The sequence below is a fragment of the Psychrobacter sp. 1Y1 genome, assembly GCF_051847395.2.
In the GTDB taxonomy this organism is placed as follows: domain Bacteria; phylum Pseudomonadota; class Gammaproteobacteria; order Pseudomonadales; family Moraxellaceae; genus Psychrobacter.
The window spans coordinates 1,557,701-1,576,756 of record NZ_JBPYDF020000001.1 but is presented as its reverse complement, the minus strand read 5'-3'; the positions used below and the strand labels follow the sequence as shown (position 1 = coordinate 1,576,756).

General features: G+C 44.5%; 13 protein-coding genes. 6 read left to right on the top strand and 7 right to left on the bottom strand.

Features of this window, described 5'->3' with window-relative positions:
* The first annotated feature begins 41 nt into the window (after positions 1-41).
* Entirely contained in the window at positions 42-530 is a 489-nt protein-coding gene (locus tag ACS8FA_RS20610; RefSeq protein WP_101204823.1) for an Lrp/AsnC family transcriptional regulator, read from the top strand.
* Here ACS8FA_RS20610 and ACS8FA_RS20605 read toward each other — a convergent pair.
* The 5 genes from ACS8FA_RS20605 to ACS8FA_RS20585 all read right to left on the bottom strand — a co-directional run bounded on the left by ACS8FA_RS20605 (position 527) and on the right by ACS8FA_RS20585 (position 7,123).
* Positions 527-1,792: a YbfB/YjiJ family MFS transporter gene (locus ACS8FA_RS20605; RefSeq protein WP_167514306.1), complete on the bottom strand. Its 1,266-nt coding sequence runs from the start codon at positions 1,790-1,792 to the stop codon at positions 527-529. The two genes, ACS8FA_RS20610 and ACS8FA_RS20605, sit on opposite strands and share 4 nt — an antisense overlap.
* A 128-nt stretch (positions 1,793-1,920) precedes the next feature.
* Entirely contained in the window at positions 1,921-3,264 is a 1,344-nt protein-coding gene (locus ACS8FA_RS20600) for an ABC1 kinase family protein (protein ID WP_439267118.1), read from the bottom strand.
* Positions 3,265-3,434: 170 nt separating this feature from the next.
* Positions 3,435-4,238 (bottom strand): HesA/MoeB/ThiF family protein, encoded by an 804-nt coding sequence (locus ACS8FA_RS20595; protein WP_439267119.1) that lies wholly within the window; start codon positions 4,236-4,238, stop codon positions 3,435-3,437.
* 45 nt (positions 4,239-4,283) lie between these two features.
* The gene (gene prmC / locus ACS8FA_RS20590; RefSeq protein WP_439267121.1) at positions 4,284-5,156 is read right to left on the bottom strand and encodes a peptide chain release factor N(5)-glutamine methyltransferase; all 873 of its coding nucleotides are present in this window, start codon (positions 5,154-5,156) and stop codon (positions 4,284-4,286) included.
* Between the two features lie 50 nt (positions 5,157-5,206).
* Positions 5,207-7,123 (bottom strand): AmpG family muropeptide MFS transporter, encoded by a 1,917-nt coding sequence (locus tag ACS8FA_RS20585; protein ID WP_439267123.1) that lies wholly within the window; start codon positions 7,121-7,123, stop codon positions 5,207-5,209.
* Positions 7,124-7,906: 783 nt separating this feature from the next.
* Here ACS8FA_RS20585 and katG point away from each other — a divergent pair.
* The 5 genes from katG (at position 7,907) to ACS8FA_RS20560 (ending at position 15,605) form a co-directional block, all read left to right on the top strand.
* Positions 7,907-10,090, top strand: coding sequence for a catalase/peroxidase HPI (katG, locus tag ACS8FA_RS20580; RefSeq protein ID WP_439267138.1), 2,184 nt, complete (start codon positions 7,907-7,909; stop codon positions 10,088-10,090).
* A 363-nt stretch (positions 10,091-10,453) separates the two neighbouring features.
* Positions 10,454-11,383: a LysR substrate-binding domain-containing protein gene (locus ACS8FA_RS20575; RefSeq protein ID WP_261868941.1), complete on the top strand. Its 930-nt coding sequence runs from the start codon at positions 10,454-10,456 to the stop codon at positions 11,381-11,383.
* Between the two features lie 204 nt (positions 11,384-11,587).
* On the top strand, positions 11,588-14,059 hold the full coding sequence (locus tag ACS8FA_RS20570; RefSeq protein ID WP_439267125.1) for a membrane-bound PQQ-dependent dehydrogenase, glucose/quinate/shikimate family: 2,472 nt from the start codon (positions 11,588-11,590) through the stop codon (positions 14,057-14,059).
* A gap of 331 nt (positions 14,060-14,390) precedes the next feature.
* Positions 14,391-15,392 (top strand): LLM class flavin-dependent oxidoreductase, encoded by a 1,002-nt coding sequence (locus ACS8FA_RS20565; protein ID WP_102092171.1) that lies wholly within the window; start codon positions 14,391-14,393, stop codon positions 15,390-15,392.
* 48 nt (positions 15,393-15,440) lie between these two features.
* A complete protein-coding gene (locus tag ACS8FA_RS20560; protein ID WP_156410686.1) occupies positions 15,441-15,605 on the top strand; it encodes a hypothetical protein in 165 nt (54 codons plus the stop codon).
* Between the two features lie 110 nt (positions 15,606-15,715).
* On the opposite strand, the gene ACS8FA_RS20555 is transcribed toward ACS8FA_RS20560, so the two are convergent.
* Together ACS8FA_RS20555 and mnmG are read right to left on the bottom strand one after the other, a co-directional pair.
* Positions 15,716-16,675, bottom strand: coding sequence for an AEC family transporter (locus ACS8FA_RS20555; protein WP_290175859.1), 960 nt, complete (start codon positions 16,673-16,675; stop codon positions 15,716-15,718).
* A gap of 239 nt (positions 16,676-16,914) precedes the next feature.
* Entirely contained in the window at positions 16,915-18,810 is a 1,896-nt protein-coding gene (gene mnmG / locus ACS8FA_RS20550) for a tRNA uridine-5-carboxymethylaminomethyl(34) synthesis enzyme MnmG (RefSeq protein ID WP_439267128.1), read from the bottom strand.
* Positions 18,811-19,056: the final 246 nt, after the last annotated feature.

Here is a 19,056-nt window from a genome sequence, read left to right as displayed (position 1 = left end):
AGACATTATAATCGAATAAATCCACTATTAAGGCTTAAGAAATGCCAGACAATTATATTGATAGTACAAGAACTGCAGATATAGACGAGATAGATAGACAGTTACTACACTTATTGCAAACGCAGGCACGCATGAGTATTACTGAACTCGCTGAACGCGTCAACCTGTCTGCCACCCCTTGCGCACGTCGTATCAAACGCTTAGAAGATGCGAACATAATCACTGGCTACCATACCAAAACCGATGCGCAAAAACTTGGCTATCCGCTAGCCGTGTTTATCGCTATTAGTATGGATCAACATACAGCAGAACGTTTTGAGCAGTTTGAACGCAAAGTTCAGAGCTTTGAGGAAGTCATTAGCTGTAGTATTGTCACAGGACGCACGGAAGACTATCTGATTAAGGTCAGGGTACGTGATATGACACATTACGAAGAGTTTTTATTGCATCGCCTCAATCGTATTGAAGGTGTGGCCCAAGTTCATACCAGTTTTGAATTACGAGAAGTATTTAGCCGTAGCGTGGTTTAGACGAGCTTAGCTGTCTTTGGCGACTGTCGACGAAACCATACCAATAGTACAAATCCGATCATTAATCCGATAGCAGCGACAAGCAACCCTGCATTGAAATTGCCATCTCTCCCTGCCAGTGCCACTGTCACCAAAGGTCCCAAAAACTGCCCCAATGCATAAGCCAACGTTGCCAAAGCAATCAGTAAATTAGAATAGGCAGGATTGATGTTTTTAAACAGCGTCAGTGTCATCGATACCATACCGACGAAGGTCAATCCCAAAATCGCAGCATTGCCATATAATCCAAATGCACCATCAAACCATATCGGCAAGCACATCCCAAATGCTTGCAATACCGTCAGCCCCATTAAGGTTTTTATCTCACCGATACGTTTGGCAAGCGCGCCCCATAGAGGGTTTGACAACATCGCAAAAATACCAACGACCAACCAAATCATGAGTCCAGCATACGTCTGTGTTGTTAGACGTTGTGCTGCCATAACGGGTAAAAAAGTTGCTGAGCTGATATAACCAAACCCTGCCAGTACGTAGCTGACAAAAAGTAAAGTAAGCGCTTTATGGTGTCCAGAAATTGCTTCGTATAAGGAGCGTTTAAAGTTTACATAGGTCTGGTGCACTGACACGTGTTGTTTGGCATCAATCTGCTGTGAATCAACAGCCCGTACTTGTCTTGGCTTTATCGCATACAGTAGCCATACAAGCGGCAAACTGGTGACACCTGCGACTAGCCAAATTACATCGAAGTGATAGCCTAGTTTTAATAGCCACCACGTCACGATGGCAGAGGCGCTAATGCCAACGCCAATACCTGCATAATGGACTGCTGACAATACAGAACGGCGCTCAGGGCTGAGGGTTTGAATCACAAATGATGAGCTTAGAATCATCGCCACGCCACTTGCAATGCCTGCAATTAAGCGAATGATATACCATAGCGTGAGCGACATATTTGGTATGACGAGTAACATCGTGGTGACAACACTGATAATCGCCCACAGCGTCATCGCCTGCCATGTCGAGCGCTGAGGCACAAACATAGCGATAAGAGCGCCAATAAAGTAACCGATATAATTGATTGATGCCAACCAGCCTGCAATCGTCGTTGATAACGACAATTGCACCATAATATCAGGTAAGGTGGCGGTAAACAGGAAGCGTCCATAACCCATGACGACTGCCATGCAGTACATACCGATACAGGCAATGGCAGCTTCGTTGGTAATCATCGGGATCATACGGCTTTTAAAAGCAGTCATCATGACAGAGCCATTTTTGTGGCAATTAGCACACAATCCTTTGTGTTAGACAGTCAAAAGCAGTAATAAATAAACGCAGAAATAGAGAAGTTATTAGATATATTAGGCCAGCATAAAGTTATTAGCGAAAACTATGATACGTCTAACGCTGGTGTCTCTACTGTATCCTGCCCTAGCATTTGCACCCGCTGATCGCTAAACATATCCATATCTGGAGCTAGCGTACGCATAAACCGATCAAAATACAACATCTGTTTGGTCAATAGAGCAAAATCGCGTGGAAAGTGAATACCATGACGTTTGCCAACTTCGACAATCTCAAGCATCATTTTATTAAGCTCATCGGCTTGCTCTTTACTATTGAAAGGAACACCGCTGGTAAAGGTTTTATCTTCTGCCATGATGGTTGTCATCATGCGTTGCAAGTCATTCCCCAGTGCAACCACATCGACTTTATTGCCACCATGCGTCATTTCCATATCAATCATATGGCGAGCCATGGCTTGATAGTCACTGTCTTGCATGGCTTGCATCATGCCCATACATGCACGCCAGCTCTCAGCTTTGAGCTTACCGACGATACCAAAATCCAAAAATCCAATACGGCCGTCGGTTAATAGCATTAGATTACCGGCATGCAGATCAGCATGGAAACTATTACATAACATGAGACTGGCAAACCATGTGTTTAACGTGTCTGCCATGACTTGGGCAGGATCTACACAGTACTGACGCATGAGTGACTCATCGACCATAGAGACGCCATATAGACGGCTCATCGTTAATACACGCTTGGTAGTCAGCTCTTCATAGACAGCTGGTGCAACGATACGAGTATTACCTGATACCGCTAAGAACTGCTGAAAATCGCGAATATTCTGTGCTTCAGCGATAAAGTCAGTCTCGGCAAGCATACGCAAACGAATCTCATCGATAATCGGCGCAATACTCGCAAATTTCATTGAAGGCATTAGTATTTCAAGTAGCTTAGTTACGCCATGCAATACACCCAAGTCGGTCTGCATGATGGTCTCGACGCCAGGCTTTTGTACCTTTAGCACCACTTCATCACCATTGTGCAACCGTGCTGCATGCACTTGAGCGATAGAAGCTGATGCTAGTGGCTCTGAGTCAATATGCGCAAACGTATCATCAAGCATCATACCATCAGTCGCTAGCTCCTCTGTCAGCACTTGCTCGATATAAGCATAAGACAATGGCGTGGTTTGATCCAAGCAGCTCTGGAATGCCTTAACATAATCACGTGGAAACAGCGACGGTGTACTGGCGATAAATTGACCGATTTTGATATAAGTCGTACCTAACTGCTCAAAGGTTTCTTTGAGTAGCATTGCGTCAGGTTTCTCACCTTTTGCCACTCTTAGCGCAGACAGACCTGCTACGCTCGCTGTTTGGCGAACACGGTTCATAACATTAAAAGTATGCTTTAATAAATGCGGACGATGAATTTTCATAAAAAACAACTATGGTAATAAGAAGGAGGTTTGAAGATAGGCAGTACAATATAAAAATGCGTTAAAATCAGATTACTCAGTTATAGTCGGTTCAATATAATTTGGATACAAGGAAGGCGAGTGAAAGTACTACAACTCGTAGACTAAGCAAGCCTGACACCGTATCCAATTTATAGAGGATTGACTATAGGACTGCTACAGACTGGACACTGTGGGTCTTTTCGATAGCCCATCAGCCGCTGCTGCATCTGACTACCATCCCATATGAGCAGCTTGTTTGTCAGTAGATTTTTGGTTAATCCTAAATATTGCAGTGCAGTATTGGCTTGCAAATTGCCCATGACGGCAGTGGTACTGGCTAGCACACCAGAGTTGGCACACGTACGTTCGTCAGCGGCTTCGTCAAGCACCACTGAGCCAAACACGCAATGATAGCAACCAGTATCGAGCTGAGGTTCGAACAGTGCTAACTGCCCTTGCATCGCAATTGCTGAGGCAGATAACAAGGGAATCTGGTAGCGTACACTAATACGATTGATGATGTCGCGTGTGGCAAAATTATCCGTACAGTCTAAGAGTAAGTCAGGCTTGCTTGATGCCATATCGAGCAATTCATAAGCGTTGTATTCGTCTAACCGTGCGACTGTGCCGCGAGCCTTTATCAAAGGATTGATGCGCGCTAACATGTGCACTGCGGTCAGTGCTTTAGACTGACCAATATCTTCTGGCAAAAACAGCGTTTGCCGTTGTAGATTACTCGCCTCAATCTCGTCATCATCAATCAGATGGACATAACCTACCCCAGCACGCACTAATGTCTCAGAAGCAGGACAACCAAGGCCGCCTGCCCCTATTATGACCACACGTGCTGATTTTAATCGCAGTTGAGCATCCATATCCCAACCGTCTAATAAAACGTGCCGAGCATAACGGAGCAGCTCATCATCGGATAGCGGTACCACCTCTTCTACCATATTTATCTACAACCTATAATCAAAGAAATCCACTCATAAAACTGTTTATTGAACTTGCCCTAGCGTGATACGGTCATTACCACCATAATCTTGTACCGTATGCACCGACTCAAAATCATTATCCAAAAATAACTGTCGAACAGCAGCACCTTGATCATAGCCATGTTCGATAGCCAATAATCCATCTGTACATAGGTATGTCCGTGCCTGCTGGATAATATGCTTAATATCTGCCAAGCCATGATTGGGTGCACTCAGCGCGCTTATCGGCTCAGCCTTTAACGCAGCCAAATGCTCATCTGTCTCATCGATATATGGTGGATTAGAGACAATCACATCAAATTGATGTTCAGCACCAGTAGCGAGTGCCTGATACCAACTGCTTTGGACGAACTCAATATCGGCAACGTCGTTACTCGCGGCATTATGCTGAGCAATCTTCAGCGCGTCGAGCGATAAATCGACCGCAACAACTTGCCAATTGGCATGCTTAAGTTCATGAGCAAGACTGATAGCGATACAACCTGAACCCGTCCCCAAATCTAGCAAACGCTTATTACGAATACGTATTGGCTGAACGTTTATCCAGTTTAATACCTGCTCGACCAGTACTTCGGTATCGGGTCTAGGAATCAAAGTATGCTCGTTCACTCTAAAGTTAAGCGACCAAAACTCCTGCTGTCCGGTTAGGTACGCAAGCGGTATGCCTTGCTGCATTTTTACCACGCCGTCATTGAACCGTGCGACCTCACTATCAGTGAGCTGATAATCTTCATCCGTCATCAACGCTATCGCAGGCTTATCAGTGACATGTAACAACCAGTCCGTTAGCCAAAACGACGGCAGCTGGTTGCTCGTATTATCATTCGTCAGTTGTTGAATCTGCTGCTTGATTTGACGAATGGTCGATATGGTCATAGATAGCTCTTAAATAACAGTGAATGAATAAAGGTAAAATACTGTTTAGCCTACTCTGATGCGCGTGGTGGCTCTTTGGTATCGGTCAGGTTAGGATTGGTTTTGCTCAGTTTGTCACCTACCCCATTGCCGCCGCTACTATCATTATTGTCATCACCATAAATATCATCGTTATCACCAATGACAATATGTCTATCGACAAAGTAAATCAGTGCCAGAATTGGAATACCGATAGCAAAGGTAAAGATAAAGAAAAATGGATAACCCATATTATCGACGATAGCACCAGAATAGCCACCCATCACTTTTGGTATCAGGGTCATCAATGAGGAAAAAATCGCATACTGTACAGCAGTAAAGCGAATCGAGGTCAGTGCTGATAAGAAAGCGATAAATACAGCGCTCGCAAGGCCCGCAGCCAAGTTATCAAATATCACTGCCATATACATGATTGGCAGGCTACCTGGGTTGTATGTCAATACCACAAACAACAGGTTAGTTGCACACGCTAAAATCGCGCCAATCATCATGGCATGCATGATACGGAAGCGCTGAGCTAAAACCCCGCCCAAGAAGCCACCTGCAATTGCCATAATCACGCCGACCAGTTTTACGGCATTGGCGATATCTGTTTTGCTAAAGCCCATATCTTGATAAAAGACGTTGGAGATCACGCCTGCGACGATATCTGAGATACGGTATAGACCAATCAATGCCAATAGCAGCAAGGCTTTTTTGCCATAACGTCGGAAAAAATCTAAAACAGGCTCAATCCATGTTGCCATGGCCACTTCTTTTTTCACCAGTCCTATTTGTACCAGGGCATAACCTGCTGCCATTGCCGCGCCTAAGCTTACTAATAAATGCAAGGTTTCTACAAAGAAACTAGAAAACGCGCCTTCGAACTCGGGCAGGACTTGCCCCATCAATATGTAAGCAGCGATGAAGGCAATCACTGAAAATACAAACAACGCTACCAGTCTGACGTAGTCTTCACGAGTTTCAGCGACCAACGGGGCTTTGTTAATGATTTTTGGTTGATTAATAATAAAGTACAGTAATAACAATGGCGCGCACGCGACCAATGCTAAAAAGTAAAATTTAATCGCTGGCACTACCATTAGTGGTATCAAGGCCACTGTGCTATCAAATACTGTATTGATCAAAATATTAATCAGGTAAATAACACCAAACAGCAGACCTGGGATAAGCAGTAACGCCGAATAAATTAGGAATACTTTTAAGTTACCCTTCTGCTTTTTACTTTGCAGGGTCTCAGCGGTTGGCTCATAACTAGCAAACGTCGTTAATACGCCTAACGTCATAACCCCTGCCATGATGTAATAGGTGTTGCGCCACGCTTCATAACTATAAAACGTCTCATTTGAGCCGAAATAATCAGCCAAATATAACGCGCCTGCCCCTGCGACAATCATACCGATACGGTAGCCTGACACATAGATAGAGGACAAGATAGACTGCATAGACGGCGGCGCAAGCTCAATACGGTACGCATCAATCACGATATCTTGCGTCGCAGAAGAGAACCCAAGCAGCACGGCCGCGCCTGCCATATAAACCAAGACATCTTCGCTAACAGGATTTACCCTTGCCATCAAAAAGATTGCCAGCACGATAAGCAGCTGTGATACCACCATCCAACTACGACGACGCCCTAGCCACTTGGTCAAAAACGGTACAGGGAGCGCATCAATCAATGGCGCCCAAATAAACTTGAACGAATACCCCAGTGCTGCCCAGCTGAACATAGTGACGACACTACGATCAATGCCTGCTTCTCTCAGCCATAGCGACAGACTTGAGAAAATCAGCAGAATAGGTATACCCGCTGAGAACCCCAAAAACAGCATAATAATGACACGAGGATCGAGATAAGCTTTTGTAGCCTCGCCCCATGACTTTTTGGCAATTGGTTGATTGGGCGGTACAGATTTGACAGCAGACATAATAACTCACCAACAATTCAGACAAAGAACACAACCGCGCACAATTTTTATCAATCTTTAGAATCAGTTATCGACAAAAGAATCGATAAAAATTGCTCTACGTTGCACCAATATTATGATTACAACAAAATCCAGTTATGGTACTTGAGAACCTTTATCTTGACTAGATGTTTTTGCATTAACTTAGCGATTGCAGGCCATGTACAATCGCTTATATTTCTTAATAGTAACGCAAAAAACCGCAGTGTTTTACCAAGGTTATCTTAGCTCTTTTTTTTATTGCTAATTTCTATTTTGAAGGATGTCTGACAATGACATTATTTATAGGTAATATAAAGGTAGTAGTAAAACTGACGCAGGCTTGATTGGTTAGGTGCACTCTATTGGTTTACTCTTAACTGGCGATGATAAGCAAGGGCGTTAATAATGATTGAGATAAACAAAACATCAAGCATTTTATGATTTGTAATTTAAAACTTATAATTCTTATATATTAGTTTTATAAATCCACTCAGCTTAGTTATGCTTTGTACATAAACAACGACTACCGAGATTCACGGTTTGTTCTTTCGATTATCATAGCCTAGGAGTTATACCATGTCCGACTCAACCAATAACACCACCGACAAAAACACTGCCCCAGATGCTGCTCGTTGTCCTGTAGATCACGAAAGCAACAATAATAATGCGCCTACTAACACAACCTATGATCAGGGTGATGGTCAAGGCCCAACGATCCATAGCGAAAACGTTGATAACTCGCACGAGGCTCAACGTCCTAGTATGGGTGGCTGCCCTGTTATGCATCAAGCGCACACTACCACTGCTTCTGCTGCGACAGATTGGTGGCCAAATGCTCTAAACTTGGACATATTGCATCAGCAAGACAAAAAGACTGACCCAATGGGTGAAGACTTTGACTATGCTAAAGCCTTTAAACAGCTAGATCTAGAAGCAGTCAAAACTGACCTAAAAAACCTAATGACTGAGTCGCAAGAATGGTGGCCAGCAGATTGGGGTCATTATGGCGGACTGATGATTCGTATGGCCTGGCATTCAGCTGGTACGTATCGCGGTGCTGATGGTCGTGGCGGCTCTAATACTGGTAACCAACGCTTTGCACCATTGAACAGCTGGCCTGACAACGTCAACCTTGATAAAGCCCGTCGTCTATTGTGGCCAATCAAGAAAAAGTACGGCAATAAATTATCATGGGCCGATTTGATGATTTTGGCAGGTAACATGGCTTATGAATCTATGGGTTTCAAAACTCTAGGATTTGCTGGTGGCCGTGCTGATATCTGGCATCCAGAAAAAGACATCTACTGGGGTTCTGAGCGCGAATGGTTAGCTGAAACCAAAAACCGTTATGACAGCGACGAAGACCGTACGTCACTAGAAAACCCACTAGCAGCAGTACAAATGGGCTTGATTTATGTCAATCCTGAAGGTGTCGACGGCAACCCTAACCCACTAAAAACCGCTCAAGATATGCGTACTACTTTTGCTCGTATGTCAATGAACGATGAAGAGACGGTCGCTCTAACCGCTGGTGGACACACCGTTGGTAAATGTCACGGTAATGGTGATGCGACGATACTAGAAGATGAGCCAGAAGCCGCTGACGTTAAAGAGCAAGGTCTAGGCTGGCGCAATCCTAAAGGTCGTGGTAATGCAGGCGATACCGTTTCAAGTGGTATCGAAGGCGCATGGACCACAAATCCGACCCAGTGGGACCACGGTTATTTCGAGCTACTATTGAACCATGAATGGGCACTGACCAAAAGTCCAGCAGGTGCATGGCAGTGGGAACCAACTGACATCAAAGAAGAAGATCGTCCGTTAGATGCTCATGATCCAAGTGTACGTCGCAACCCAATCATGACTGATGCAGATATGGCATTGAGCAAAGATCCTATCTATCGCGAGATTTCAGAGAAATTCCATAACAACCCAGAATACTTTGATGAAGTGTTTGCTAGAGCGTGGTTCAAACTGACTCACCGCGATTTGGGGCCAAAATCTCGTTACTTAGGTGCCGACGTACCGAGCGAAGACTTTGTATGGCAAGACCCTATTCCTACAGGTAATGCGGACTTGACTGCTGATGATATTGCAACGCTAAAATCGCAAATATTAGACAGTGACCTTAGTCGTCGTGAGTTGATCATTACAGCATGGGACAGCGCTCGTACGTTCCGCGCTTCGGACTATCGCGGCGGTGCAAATGGTGCACGCATCCGTTTAGCTCCACAAAAAGACTGGGCAGGAAACGAGCCCGAACAGCTACAACGTGTACTTGAGACATTGACCAGCATTCAGTCTGGCTTTGAGAAAGACGTTAGCTTAGCAGACCTTATTGTATTGGCTGGTAACGCCGCTATTGAGCAGGCAGCAAACGATGCAGGCGTAGATATTACTGTACCGTTTAATCCAGGTCGCGGTGATGCTGACGCTGAAATGACTGACGCTGAATCTTTTGCTGATTTAGAGCCGCTACATGATGGTTATCGTAACTGGATTCAGGGCGACTATGCGGTATCACCAGAAGAGATGCTACTTGATCGCACGCAGCTAATGGGATTGACAGCGCCTGAGATGGTTGTATTGCTTGGTGGTATGCGAGTGCTTGATACCAACCACAGTCAGAGCCAACATGGCGTCTTTACGGAACGTGCTGGCGTGCTTACCAATGACTTCTTTGTTAATTTAACGGACATGAACTACACATGGCATCCTGTAAAAGCAGCAGACAACACTGCCAATAGCTACGAAGTACGTGAGCGTGGTACAGGAAACGTCAAATGGCAAGCAAGCCGTGTAGACTTAGTATTTGGCTCTAACTCTATATTACGTGCTTATGCTGAGCTATACGCGCAAGATGATAACTTAGAGAAATTCGTTCGTGACTTCGTCCGCGCTTGGAACAAGGTTATGAATGCAGACCGCTTTGATATTGCACAATAAACCAAGTTTGAAGTTGGTCAGTATCAACTGATTAACAGTAGTAAATATTAATAGTAATAAATAACTTTATAACTGACAAACAGCTATCTTTTAGAAGGTAGCTGTTTTTTTATGCTCAATAATGACCGTTCTTTATGAATTGTTAGGTCAAATGGCTTCATTGACTAGACAGCGTTTACGGAACGGATAATTTTTTAGCATTGCAAAATACAATTTCTATATTCATAATTATCATAAATTGATAGCTATTTATTATATACAAGAATAATAGCTTTGTTTTACACTACTTTATTACTGTATGTTCAGACATTTTTACTTTCATATACAAACGAGGTTTGTATATTTATACAATAGGATTAAGTTATGGCAATCGACGTAGTGGTCAACCAACGGCATTTGCAGATTCAGCTCAAACAGCTAGAAACAGTATGGCATACGGTGATTAACGGTTATAACTTAAGCCAAGCGGCGACCGTGCTACATACCAGTCAATCAAGCTTATCAAAGCATATTGCTGCGTTAGAGAACCAGTTAAAGACGGAAGTGTTTGTGCGCCAAGGCAAACGCCTGACGGGACTGACCACTATGGGCACAGCGCTCATGCCTCATATCGAGTCTATCTTTGCTGAAATTCGTACCATTGAAAACCTAAGTTTAGATTTTAATAATCCTAACATCGGTACGCTGACGATTGCCACCACTCACACACAAGCGCGTTATGTACTGCCGCAAGTGGTTAAAGAGTTCAAAGATCGTTTCCCTAAAGTGAATTTGATTTTGCAACAGGCAGATCCAGAGACCATCGCCCAGATGGTCATACGTGGTCAAGCCGACATCGGTATCGCCACTGAGTCCTTGCTGCATAATAACTATCTTAGATGCTATCGTTACTATGATTGGACGCATCGGGTCATCGTACCGAGTGATCACGAACTGGCTAGCCAAGAGTCTATTGACCTGCCCACGCTTGCCAGTTACCCAATTGTGACTTATCACGGTGGTTTTACAGGACGCGGCGCTATTGATAAGACATTTGATGAAGCAGGACTAGAGCCCGATATCGTATTAGCGGCGCTCGATGCCGATGTGATCAGCACCTATGTCGGTCTGGGCTTAGGTATTGGTATCATCGCAGAAATGGCATTTGAGCCAAGCCATTATCAAAACCTGACTGCCATACCCGTCGATCATTTTGGTCGCTTTACCAGTTGGATGGCCGTACGTGACGATGCCGAAATCCGTCAATATGGTCGCGCTTTCATAGAGCTATGTCAAAAGCAATTTGCAAATTAATGAGCATTTGTTAAATAAAGTATCTCAGACTTGCTCACCCTTACTAGACTGAGCTGTGGATGATAAAATAGATTCTAGAACGTTATTCAATGTTTCTTTTATATATTATTCACACTTGTATTGATATTTGGTCGAATGAAATTGATTTGCGACTAAATATCAATACATATTAACTTGCTCTTTTGTAAACAGGTGATACCGCTCATGGAAAAATTCGTAGCGATCATTATGGCAATTTTTGCCGCCCCTCTACTCATTGGCGGCGCTTATTTATTGTCCTTAGGCGGTAGTCCTTACTACCTCATTGCTGGCGTCATTATACTAACGACAGCTTTTTTATTGTTCAAAAAACACTGGAGTGCTTACGGGTTATATGCACTATTTATCGTAGCAACCATGGCTTGGGCGCTTTGGGAATCTGGGTTCTATTGGTGGGCGCTAGCACCTCGAGTTGGCTTCCCGCTTATATTTGGTTTGCTCATGCTACTGCCATGGGTATCCAACAAAATGCGTGGGCCTAAAACTCACGTAGCCGCAAATGTTGCAGCTACAAACAACGTTAAGAAAAGCCCTCTGTACTATTGGGGTCTGCTCGTAAGCGTGGCCGTAGGTGCACTACTCTCTTTTGGTAGTTTAGCCAACAATGCCACCGACAAACTCGGTGAGCTTGATTTGACTGCTGCAAATGATGACGAGCAAAACGTCAGCTCAGATGAGACGTCAGCTAACCTTGGTGATCCGTTATCAAACGGTCAGCAAACGCCAGATGGCGAATGGAGCGCGTATGGTCGTACTGATTATGGTCAGCGCTACTCACCTCTAGATAAAATCAATACCGATAACGTCAAAGATTTAGAACTGGCATGGCAAATCCAAACAGGTGATGTCAAAGGTCCTAACGATGTCGGCGAGACCACTTATCAGGCAACGCCATTAAAAATCGGTAACGGCTTATACCTATGTACCCCTCACAACTGGGTACTAGCGCTAGATGCCGACTCTGGTGAGACGCTATGGAAGTTTGATCCTCAAGTAGAGGAAAACTTACAACGCCAGCACCAAACCTGTCGCGGCGTATCTTATTATGCTGGTCAAGCAACCAGTCCTGTGCAAGTACAAAAAATTGCTGGTAATACCTTTGAAAACGCATCTAAGCAATGTGATGCCAAGATATTTATCCCAACGTCTGATGCGAAACTATATGCACTCGATCCAAATACTGGGCAACGCTGCCAAGACTTTGGTGATGATGGTGCATTAGGCTTGATGCATAACATGCCGTTCAATCAAGCAGGTTACTATTATTCTACGTCACCACCAGTCATCGCCGGTGATACCATTATCGTAGCTGGTGCTGTCAATGACAACTATGATGTCAACTCGCCTTCTGGTGTAATCCGTGCGTATGATGTCAATACCGGTGAGCTTCTTTGGAACTGGGACTCAGGTGATCCTGATAATACAGCGCCTTTTGATGTCAATGATCCAACTCAAACTTACAAGACCAGCTCACCAAATTCATGGTCAGTCGCTACTGCCGATGAAGAGCTTGGATTAGCGTACTTCCCTATGGGCAACCGCACACCGGATCAGCTAGGAAACTACCGAAATGCCGCTGAAGAAAAGTATGCAACGTCTGTTGTCGCTCTAGATATCGAAACTGGTGAAGCACGCTGGGTTCAGCAGTTTGTCCATCATGACCTTTGGGACATGGATACACCTGCTCAACCGACCTTACTTGATCTAGATACGGCCGACGGTGTACAGCCCGCGCTGGTTGTACCAACCAAACAAGGCGATGTATACGTCTTGAATCGTGCGACAGGTGAGCCTATTGTACCTATTAAGGAGCGTCCTGCACCGCAAGGCTATCTCATAGCGGGAGAGCACGCAGCGCCAACTCAGCCTTATTCTGGCTTGAGCTTTGAGCCTGAACCACTGACTGAAAAAGACATGTGGGGTGCCAGTCTTGTTGATCAAATGATGTGCCGTATTGAGTTTAATAAGCTTAACTATGATGGTCGCTACACCCCGCCATCAACCAATGGTAGCTTAGTCTATCCTGGTAACTTTGGTACCTTTAACTGGGGTGGTATCGCTGTCGATCCTGAGAATGGCGTGATGTTTGGTATGCCGACTTACTTGGCATTTACCTCAAAACTCATTCCTAGAGACACGTTGGGCGATGCAGAAACCAATAAAGGCGAGCAAGGCGTCAATGCCAATGAAGGTGCAGATTATGCAGTAGAATTGGGGCCCTTCTTGTCACCATTAGGCGTACCTTGTCAGCAGCCACCATGGGGCACAATCGCTGGTGCTGACCTAGCCACAGGTGATATCGCTTATCAACGCAAAAATGGTACGGTACAAGACTTGTCTCCTATTCCTATCAAACTGGAACTGGGCGTACCTGGTATCGGTGGACCTATCATCACTAAAGGCGGCGTCGCATTCTTGTCAGCGGCGACAGAAAACAACTTCCGAGCTTATGACTTAAAAAATGGCGACGTGCTATGGAATGTCCGTATTCCAGCAGGTGGTCAAGCCACGCCAATGACTTACTTGAACTCTAAAGGTGAGCAAATGGTCGTATTGGTCGCAGGTGGTCATGGTTCAGTTGGAACAACCATCGGTGATTATGTCTTAGCTTACAAACTTAGCGACCAAGATAAATAATGTTGCATTTGGTTCTTAAGATAACGATTATTTAATTTATCATTATATTATAATCTTATAATTAGAGAAGCAGGTAACTTAGGTTGCCTGCTTTTTTTAATGCCATAGTATAATGCTGCTAAATCCTTTTATTACCTTACTTATGGTTTATTTATCGCTTATTTTGACAAACGACAACCTTTATAAATACACCTTAATAATTGTTAAGCGAGATTAAAAACAGAGTCAACTGACTTTGTTATGATTCATTAACAGTGACTAGCGGCACTTGAAACTACCACTGTCTATAAGCATATCAGTAGAAAATAATTTACACACTACTGGAACATTTATGAGTAATAAAATCCCTTTATCTTTTTTAGATCTTGCGCCTGTACCTCAAGGCAAAACCATCGCTGAAGGCATCGCCCAAACAGTGGAAACCGCGCAGCAAGCAGAAAAATCAGGCTTAAACCGCTACTGGATGGCAGAGCATCATAATATGCCGGGCATCGCCAGTGCAGCCACCTCAGTACTACTATCGCATATCGGTAGTAAAACCGACCGTATCCGTATTGGTGCTGGCGGCGTTATGCTACCGAACCATGCCCCTCTCGTGATTGCTGAGCAGTTTGGTACTTTGCAGGCATTATATGGTGACCGTGTGGACCTAGGCCTAGGCCGTGCACCTGGTACTGATGGTGCGACGTTTCAGGCACTTCGTCGACAAATGAAAGATGCCGAACGCTTTCCACAAGATGTGCAAGAGCTGATGTATTTCTTAGGTAATGATACAGATGGCAGCCCTGTACAGGCATTCCCTGGCGCAAAATCAGGCATACCGATTTGGATATTAGGCTCTTCTCTATTTGGTGCGACTTTGGCTGCACATTTAGGACTACCTTATGTGTTTGCCTCTCACTTCGCCCCGCAAATGCTTGGGCAAGCAATTGAGGCTTACCGTGAACAGTTTAAACCGTCTGTCTATCTAGATAAGCCTTATGTGATGCTAGCTGCAAACTTATTGCTGGCTGATGATGATGCGACCGCCGAGTATCATTTTACTTCAGCACAGCAGAGTTTTGTACGTCTGCGTCGTGGCGAAACAGGTCAAATGCCTAAGCCTACCCACGATATGGACAGTATCTGGAGTCAAGCAGAAAAAATGATGGTAGATAACGCATTGTCAGTATCATTCATTGGCTCTGTCGACACGGTCAAACCAAGACTCGCTGCGTTTTTGGCAACTTATCAGCCAGATGAGCTGATTGTGACGGCCAATATTTACGACCAAGCCGCCCGTATTCGTTCACTTGAACTTACACCGGAGCTAAACTTATTTACTTTACAATGAAATGAGACACTTGCATAATTATTGATGAACCTTAACTGGATTTTTGACATGGAAGCAACTCCTATTATCGGTGCATCGCTCATGATTGGCTCGTCGATATTTATGTATATCGTCGCCTTTCTTGCAGTTATGGCTATCGGTGGTTATTTAACCTATCGTACTAGTCCAAAGCGCAAGCAGCGCCGTGAAGACAAGCGTAATAGCGAACGCTAGATTAATACCAAAAGCCCTCTTTTCTTATTTGAAAAGAGGGCTTTTTTAAGACTATCAAAATTAGATAAAGCGAAAATACTTACTTATTTAAGAATAGTATAAAATCTGCATTACATCAATCCAAGGGCACGTAACGACGCTGCCCCAATCGCCATACCAAACATGCCGACAACGGTAGTAAAGGCAAGTATATTGGCAGCGAGTACATCATTGCCACCCATTGCTTTTGCCATGACATAGCTGGCTGCAGCTGTTGGTGATGCGACCATCAAAAACAACACCCCCATATGCACGCCTGATAATCCAAAGCCAAGTCCAACAGCGATAGCAATTAATGGTGCAATGACAATTCGCCCAATACTCGCCTGCATAGATAAGCCCGAAGGATGCAACATAGACTTTAGGTTAATACTAGCACCTGCACAGATCAGTGCTAACGGCAGAGCCACCGCTGCCAGTAAATCACCAGTGGTATGAATCACACCAGTGAGTGGCGGTAATGGTAGTGCTTTATAGACGAATGCCCCAACCAATGCCAAAATCAAAGGATTGGTCAGTAACTTTTTCACAATCATCGTGCCGCGACTAACCCATGTGTCATCCACGCTTTTGGATACGCGGCTCAAGGTAATGACCGCCAAGATATTAAACAGTATCGTCACTACGCCCATATAGACAGCACCGATACTTAATCCTTGTGCGCCGTAAGCGTTGGCTACGGTTGCAAGGCCAATGATGGCCATGTTGCTACGGAATACGCCTTGTACAAACACACCTTGGTCCTCAGGACGCTTGACGAAGCGTTTGGCATAAAACTCTGCGCCAATAAATAATATAAACGTCACCAAGATACCAACAAGAATAAGCGTAATTTGCTTACCATAATCGACGTCGCTATCGACCACGCTAAAAAACAATAAACACGGCAAGCAATAATTAAAGACAAAACTTGATGCCTGATCGATAAAAGTTTGGCTTGCTTCACCCCGTCTTTGCATAAAAAAACCCAACCACATTAAGGCAAGGTTGGGTAAGACAATAGTAATAGCAAAAACAATAGCATCAATCATAAGTAGACTCAGTTCGGTGACAAGCCCATCAATATATGGACATCAGCGAGAAAAATTAACAAGTATTAAGAAAATTTACTGACCTAGTATAGAGACAAAGTAGCAGGTAGGACAAGGTTACATGTGACTTTCTTTTAGAACTGACTATTTTTTTGATAAACAAAAGCCCGTAACGAAACATCGTTACGGGCTTCTTATACTATAAGTGCCTTATTATAAAAGGCTTTATTACATAGCTGTTATGAGTCCAATGCAGCTTTTGCTTTTTTATGCTTTTTAACCGTCATCGCCAACAACTGAATAGCAGCAGGGGTTACACCACTAACACGTCCCGCTTGAGCTAACGTCGCAGGACGAACTTGCGTAAGTTTCTGTACTATCTCATTTGATAGACCTGACACGATACTATAATCAAAATCTAACGGTAGCGCCGTGTTTTCTAAACGCTTCATTTGATCGATATCTTCTTGCTGACGATCGATATAGCCTGCATATTTGACAGAAATCTCTATCTGCTCACCCACTTGCGTATCAACGGCTGAGTCAGTGATAGCGGCGATATCAGCAAAATGTATTTGCGGACGCTTTAGCAAATCAAAGGCAGTCGATTCTTTGGAGAGCACCTCACCCGTCTGCTCAGTCACTTGCTTACCTAGTGCGTTGGTAGGCGTGGCCCACATGTCTTTTAGGCGTGAAGTTTCTGTCGCGATAGCTTCCATTTTCTCTTGATAGGCTTGCCAGCGTACATCGTCTACCAGACCTAGCTTACGACCAGTCTCAGTCAAACGTTGATCTGCATTGTCTTCACGTAGCAATAGACGATACTCTGCGCGGCTCGTAAACATACGATACGGCTCGGTAGTACCGTGGGTAATCAAGTCATCGACAAGCACACCAAGATACGCTTCATCGCGGCGCGGTGTCCACGTGTCAAACTCGCTATTGTTGGTAGTGACCAATGCCGCATTGGTCCCTGCAAGTAAACCTTGTACGCCCGCTTCTTCATAGCCTGTCGTACCGTTGATCTGACCCGCAAAGTACAGACGGTCAATAGACTTGGTCTCTAGCGTTGGCTTTAGGTTTTGTGGATCGAAATAATCATACTCAATCGCATAACCTGGACGAGTAATATGGGCATTTTCTAAGCCTTTCATACTATGGATAAAGTCTAATTGTACATCGAATGGCAAACTGGTCGAAATACCATTCGGATATAGCTCATGCGTGGTCAGACCTTCTGGCTCGATGAAAATCTGATGGCTGTCTTTATCCGCAAAGCGATGAATTTTATCTTCGATAGATGGGCAATAACGCGGGCCTATGCCTTCGATTTTGCCAGAGAACATTGGTGAACGGTCAAGGTTTTCACGAATGATGTCATGAGTACGCGCATTGGTATGGGTTATATAACAATTGACCTGCTCAGGATGCATAGAGACGTCACCCATATAGCTCATCACTGGCAACGGCGTATCACCCGGCTGTACAGTCATCACGCTGAAATCAACACTACGCGCATCGATACGTGCCGGCGTACCTGTCTTCAGACGACCAACTGGCAGCTTAAGCTCACGTAAACGATCTGCCAATTTGATAGAAGGCTGATCCCCTGCGCGGCCACCCTTTGAGTTCTCCAAACCGATATGGATAACGCCGCCTAAGAAAGTCCCTGAGGTCAATACGACTGTTTCGGTCTTAAAGATAATACCTGTAGAAGTCACGACTGCCGTCGCACGGCCGTTTTCGACCAAGATATCATCAGCAGCTTGTTGAAATATATCTAGGTTTGGCTGATTTTCTAACGTATGACGGATAGCCGCTTTATACAAAATGCGGTCTGCTTGCGCACGCGTGGCACGAACGGCAGCCCCTTTACGGCTGTTTAGTACGCGAAACTGAATACCAGCCTTGTCCGTTGCCAGCGCCATTGCACCGCCTAGCGCATCAATCTCACGTACTAGATGCGATTTACCGATACCACCAATCGCAGGGTTACAACTCATCTGCCCGAGCGTCTCAATATTATGCGTCAACAATAAGGTCTGTGCGCCCATACGTGCAGCCGCTAGTGCAGCTTCTGTACCAGCATGACCACCGCCGATCACTATCACGTCGTAATGTTTTGGGTATTGCATGTGTGCCTCACTTGACTCATAACGCTGCTGATTGCCATATCCTATGTTCAAATAAGAAAACAGGCAGCAAATAAACGTCAGTCGAATTTATAAAAAAGATAACGACTCAGATAAGTCGTTCATAATTGGTTAGGGCGTGTTCTTATTTTGAAAATGGTGATAAAAATGAGGTAAATTGCAGTCAAACAAGAAAAATAGCGCAGATAATATCAGGATATTAACCAGCTATTTGACATAGTTTGGCAA

What these genes read in the sequence shown, in the direction of transcription:
- ACS8FA_RS20610 (WP_101204823.1), top strand. Translation starts at nt 42, where the DNA reads ATGCCAGACAATTATATTGATAGTACAAGAACTGCAGATATAGACGAG.
- ACS8FA_RS20605 (WP_167514306.1), bottom strand. Translation starts at nt 1,792, where the DNA reads ATGATGACTGCTTTTAAAAGCCGTATGATCCCGATGATTACCAACGAA.
- ACS8FA_RS20600 (WP_439267118.1), bottom strand. Translation starts at nt 3,264, where the DNA reads ATGAAAATTCATCGTCCGCATTTATTAAAGCATACTTTTAATGTTATG.
- ACS8FA_RS20595 (WP_439267119.1), bottom strand. Translation starts at nt 4,238, where the DNA reads ATGGTAGAAGAGGTGGTACCGCTATCCGATGATGAGCTGCTCCGTTAT.
- prmC (WP_439267121.1), bottom strand. Translation starts at nt 5,156, where the DNA reads ATGACCATATCGACCATTCGTCAAATCAAGCAGCAGATTCAACAACTG.
- ACS8FA_RS20585 (WP_439267123.1), bottom strand. Translation starts at nt 7,123, where the DNA reads ATGTCTGCTGTCAAATCTGTACCGCCCAATCAACCAATTGCCAAAAAG.
- katG (WP_439267138.1), top strand. Translation starts at nt 7,907, where the DNA reads ATGGGTGGCTGCCCTGTTATGCATCAAGCGCACACTACCACTGCTTCT.
- ACS8FA_RS20575 (WP_261868941.1), top strand. Translation starts at nt 10,454, where the DNA reads ATGGCAATCGACGTAGTGGTCAACCAACGGCATTTGCAGATTCAGCTC.
- ACS8FA_RS20570 (WP_439267125.1), top strand. Translation starts at nt 11,588, where the DNA reads ATGGAAAAATTCGTAGCGATCATTATGGCAATTTTTGCCGCCCCTCTA.
- ACS8FA_RS20565 (WP_102092171.1), top strand. Translation starts at nt 14,391, where the DNA reads ATGAGTAATAAAATCCCTTTATCTTTTTTAGATCTTGCGCCTGTACCT.
- ACS8FA_RS20560 (WP_156410686.1), top strand. Translation starts at nt 15,441, where the DNA reads ATGGAAGCAACTCCTATTATCGGTGCATCGCTCATGATTGGCTCGTCG.
- ACS8FA_RS20555 (WP_290175859.1), bottom strand. Translation starts at nt 16,675, where the DNA reads ATGATTGATGCTATTGTTTTTGCTATTACTATTGTCTTACCCAACCTT.
- mnmG (WP_439267128.1), bottom strand. Translation starts at nt 18,810, where the DNA reads ATGCAATACCCAAAACATTACGACGTGATAGTGATCGGCGGTGGTCAT.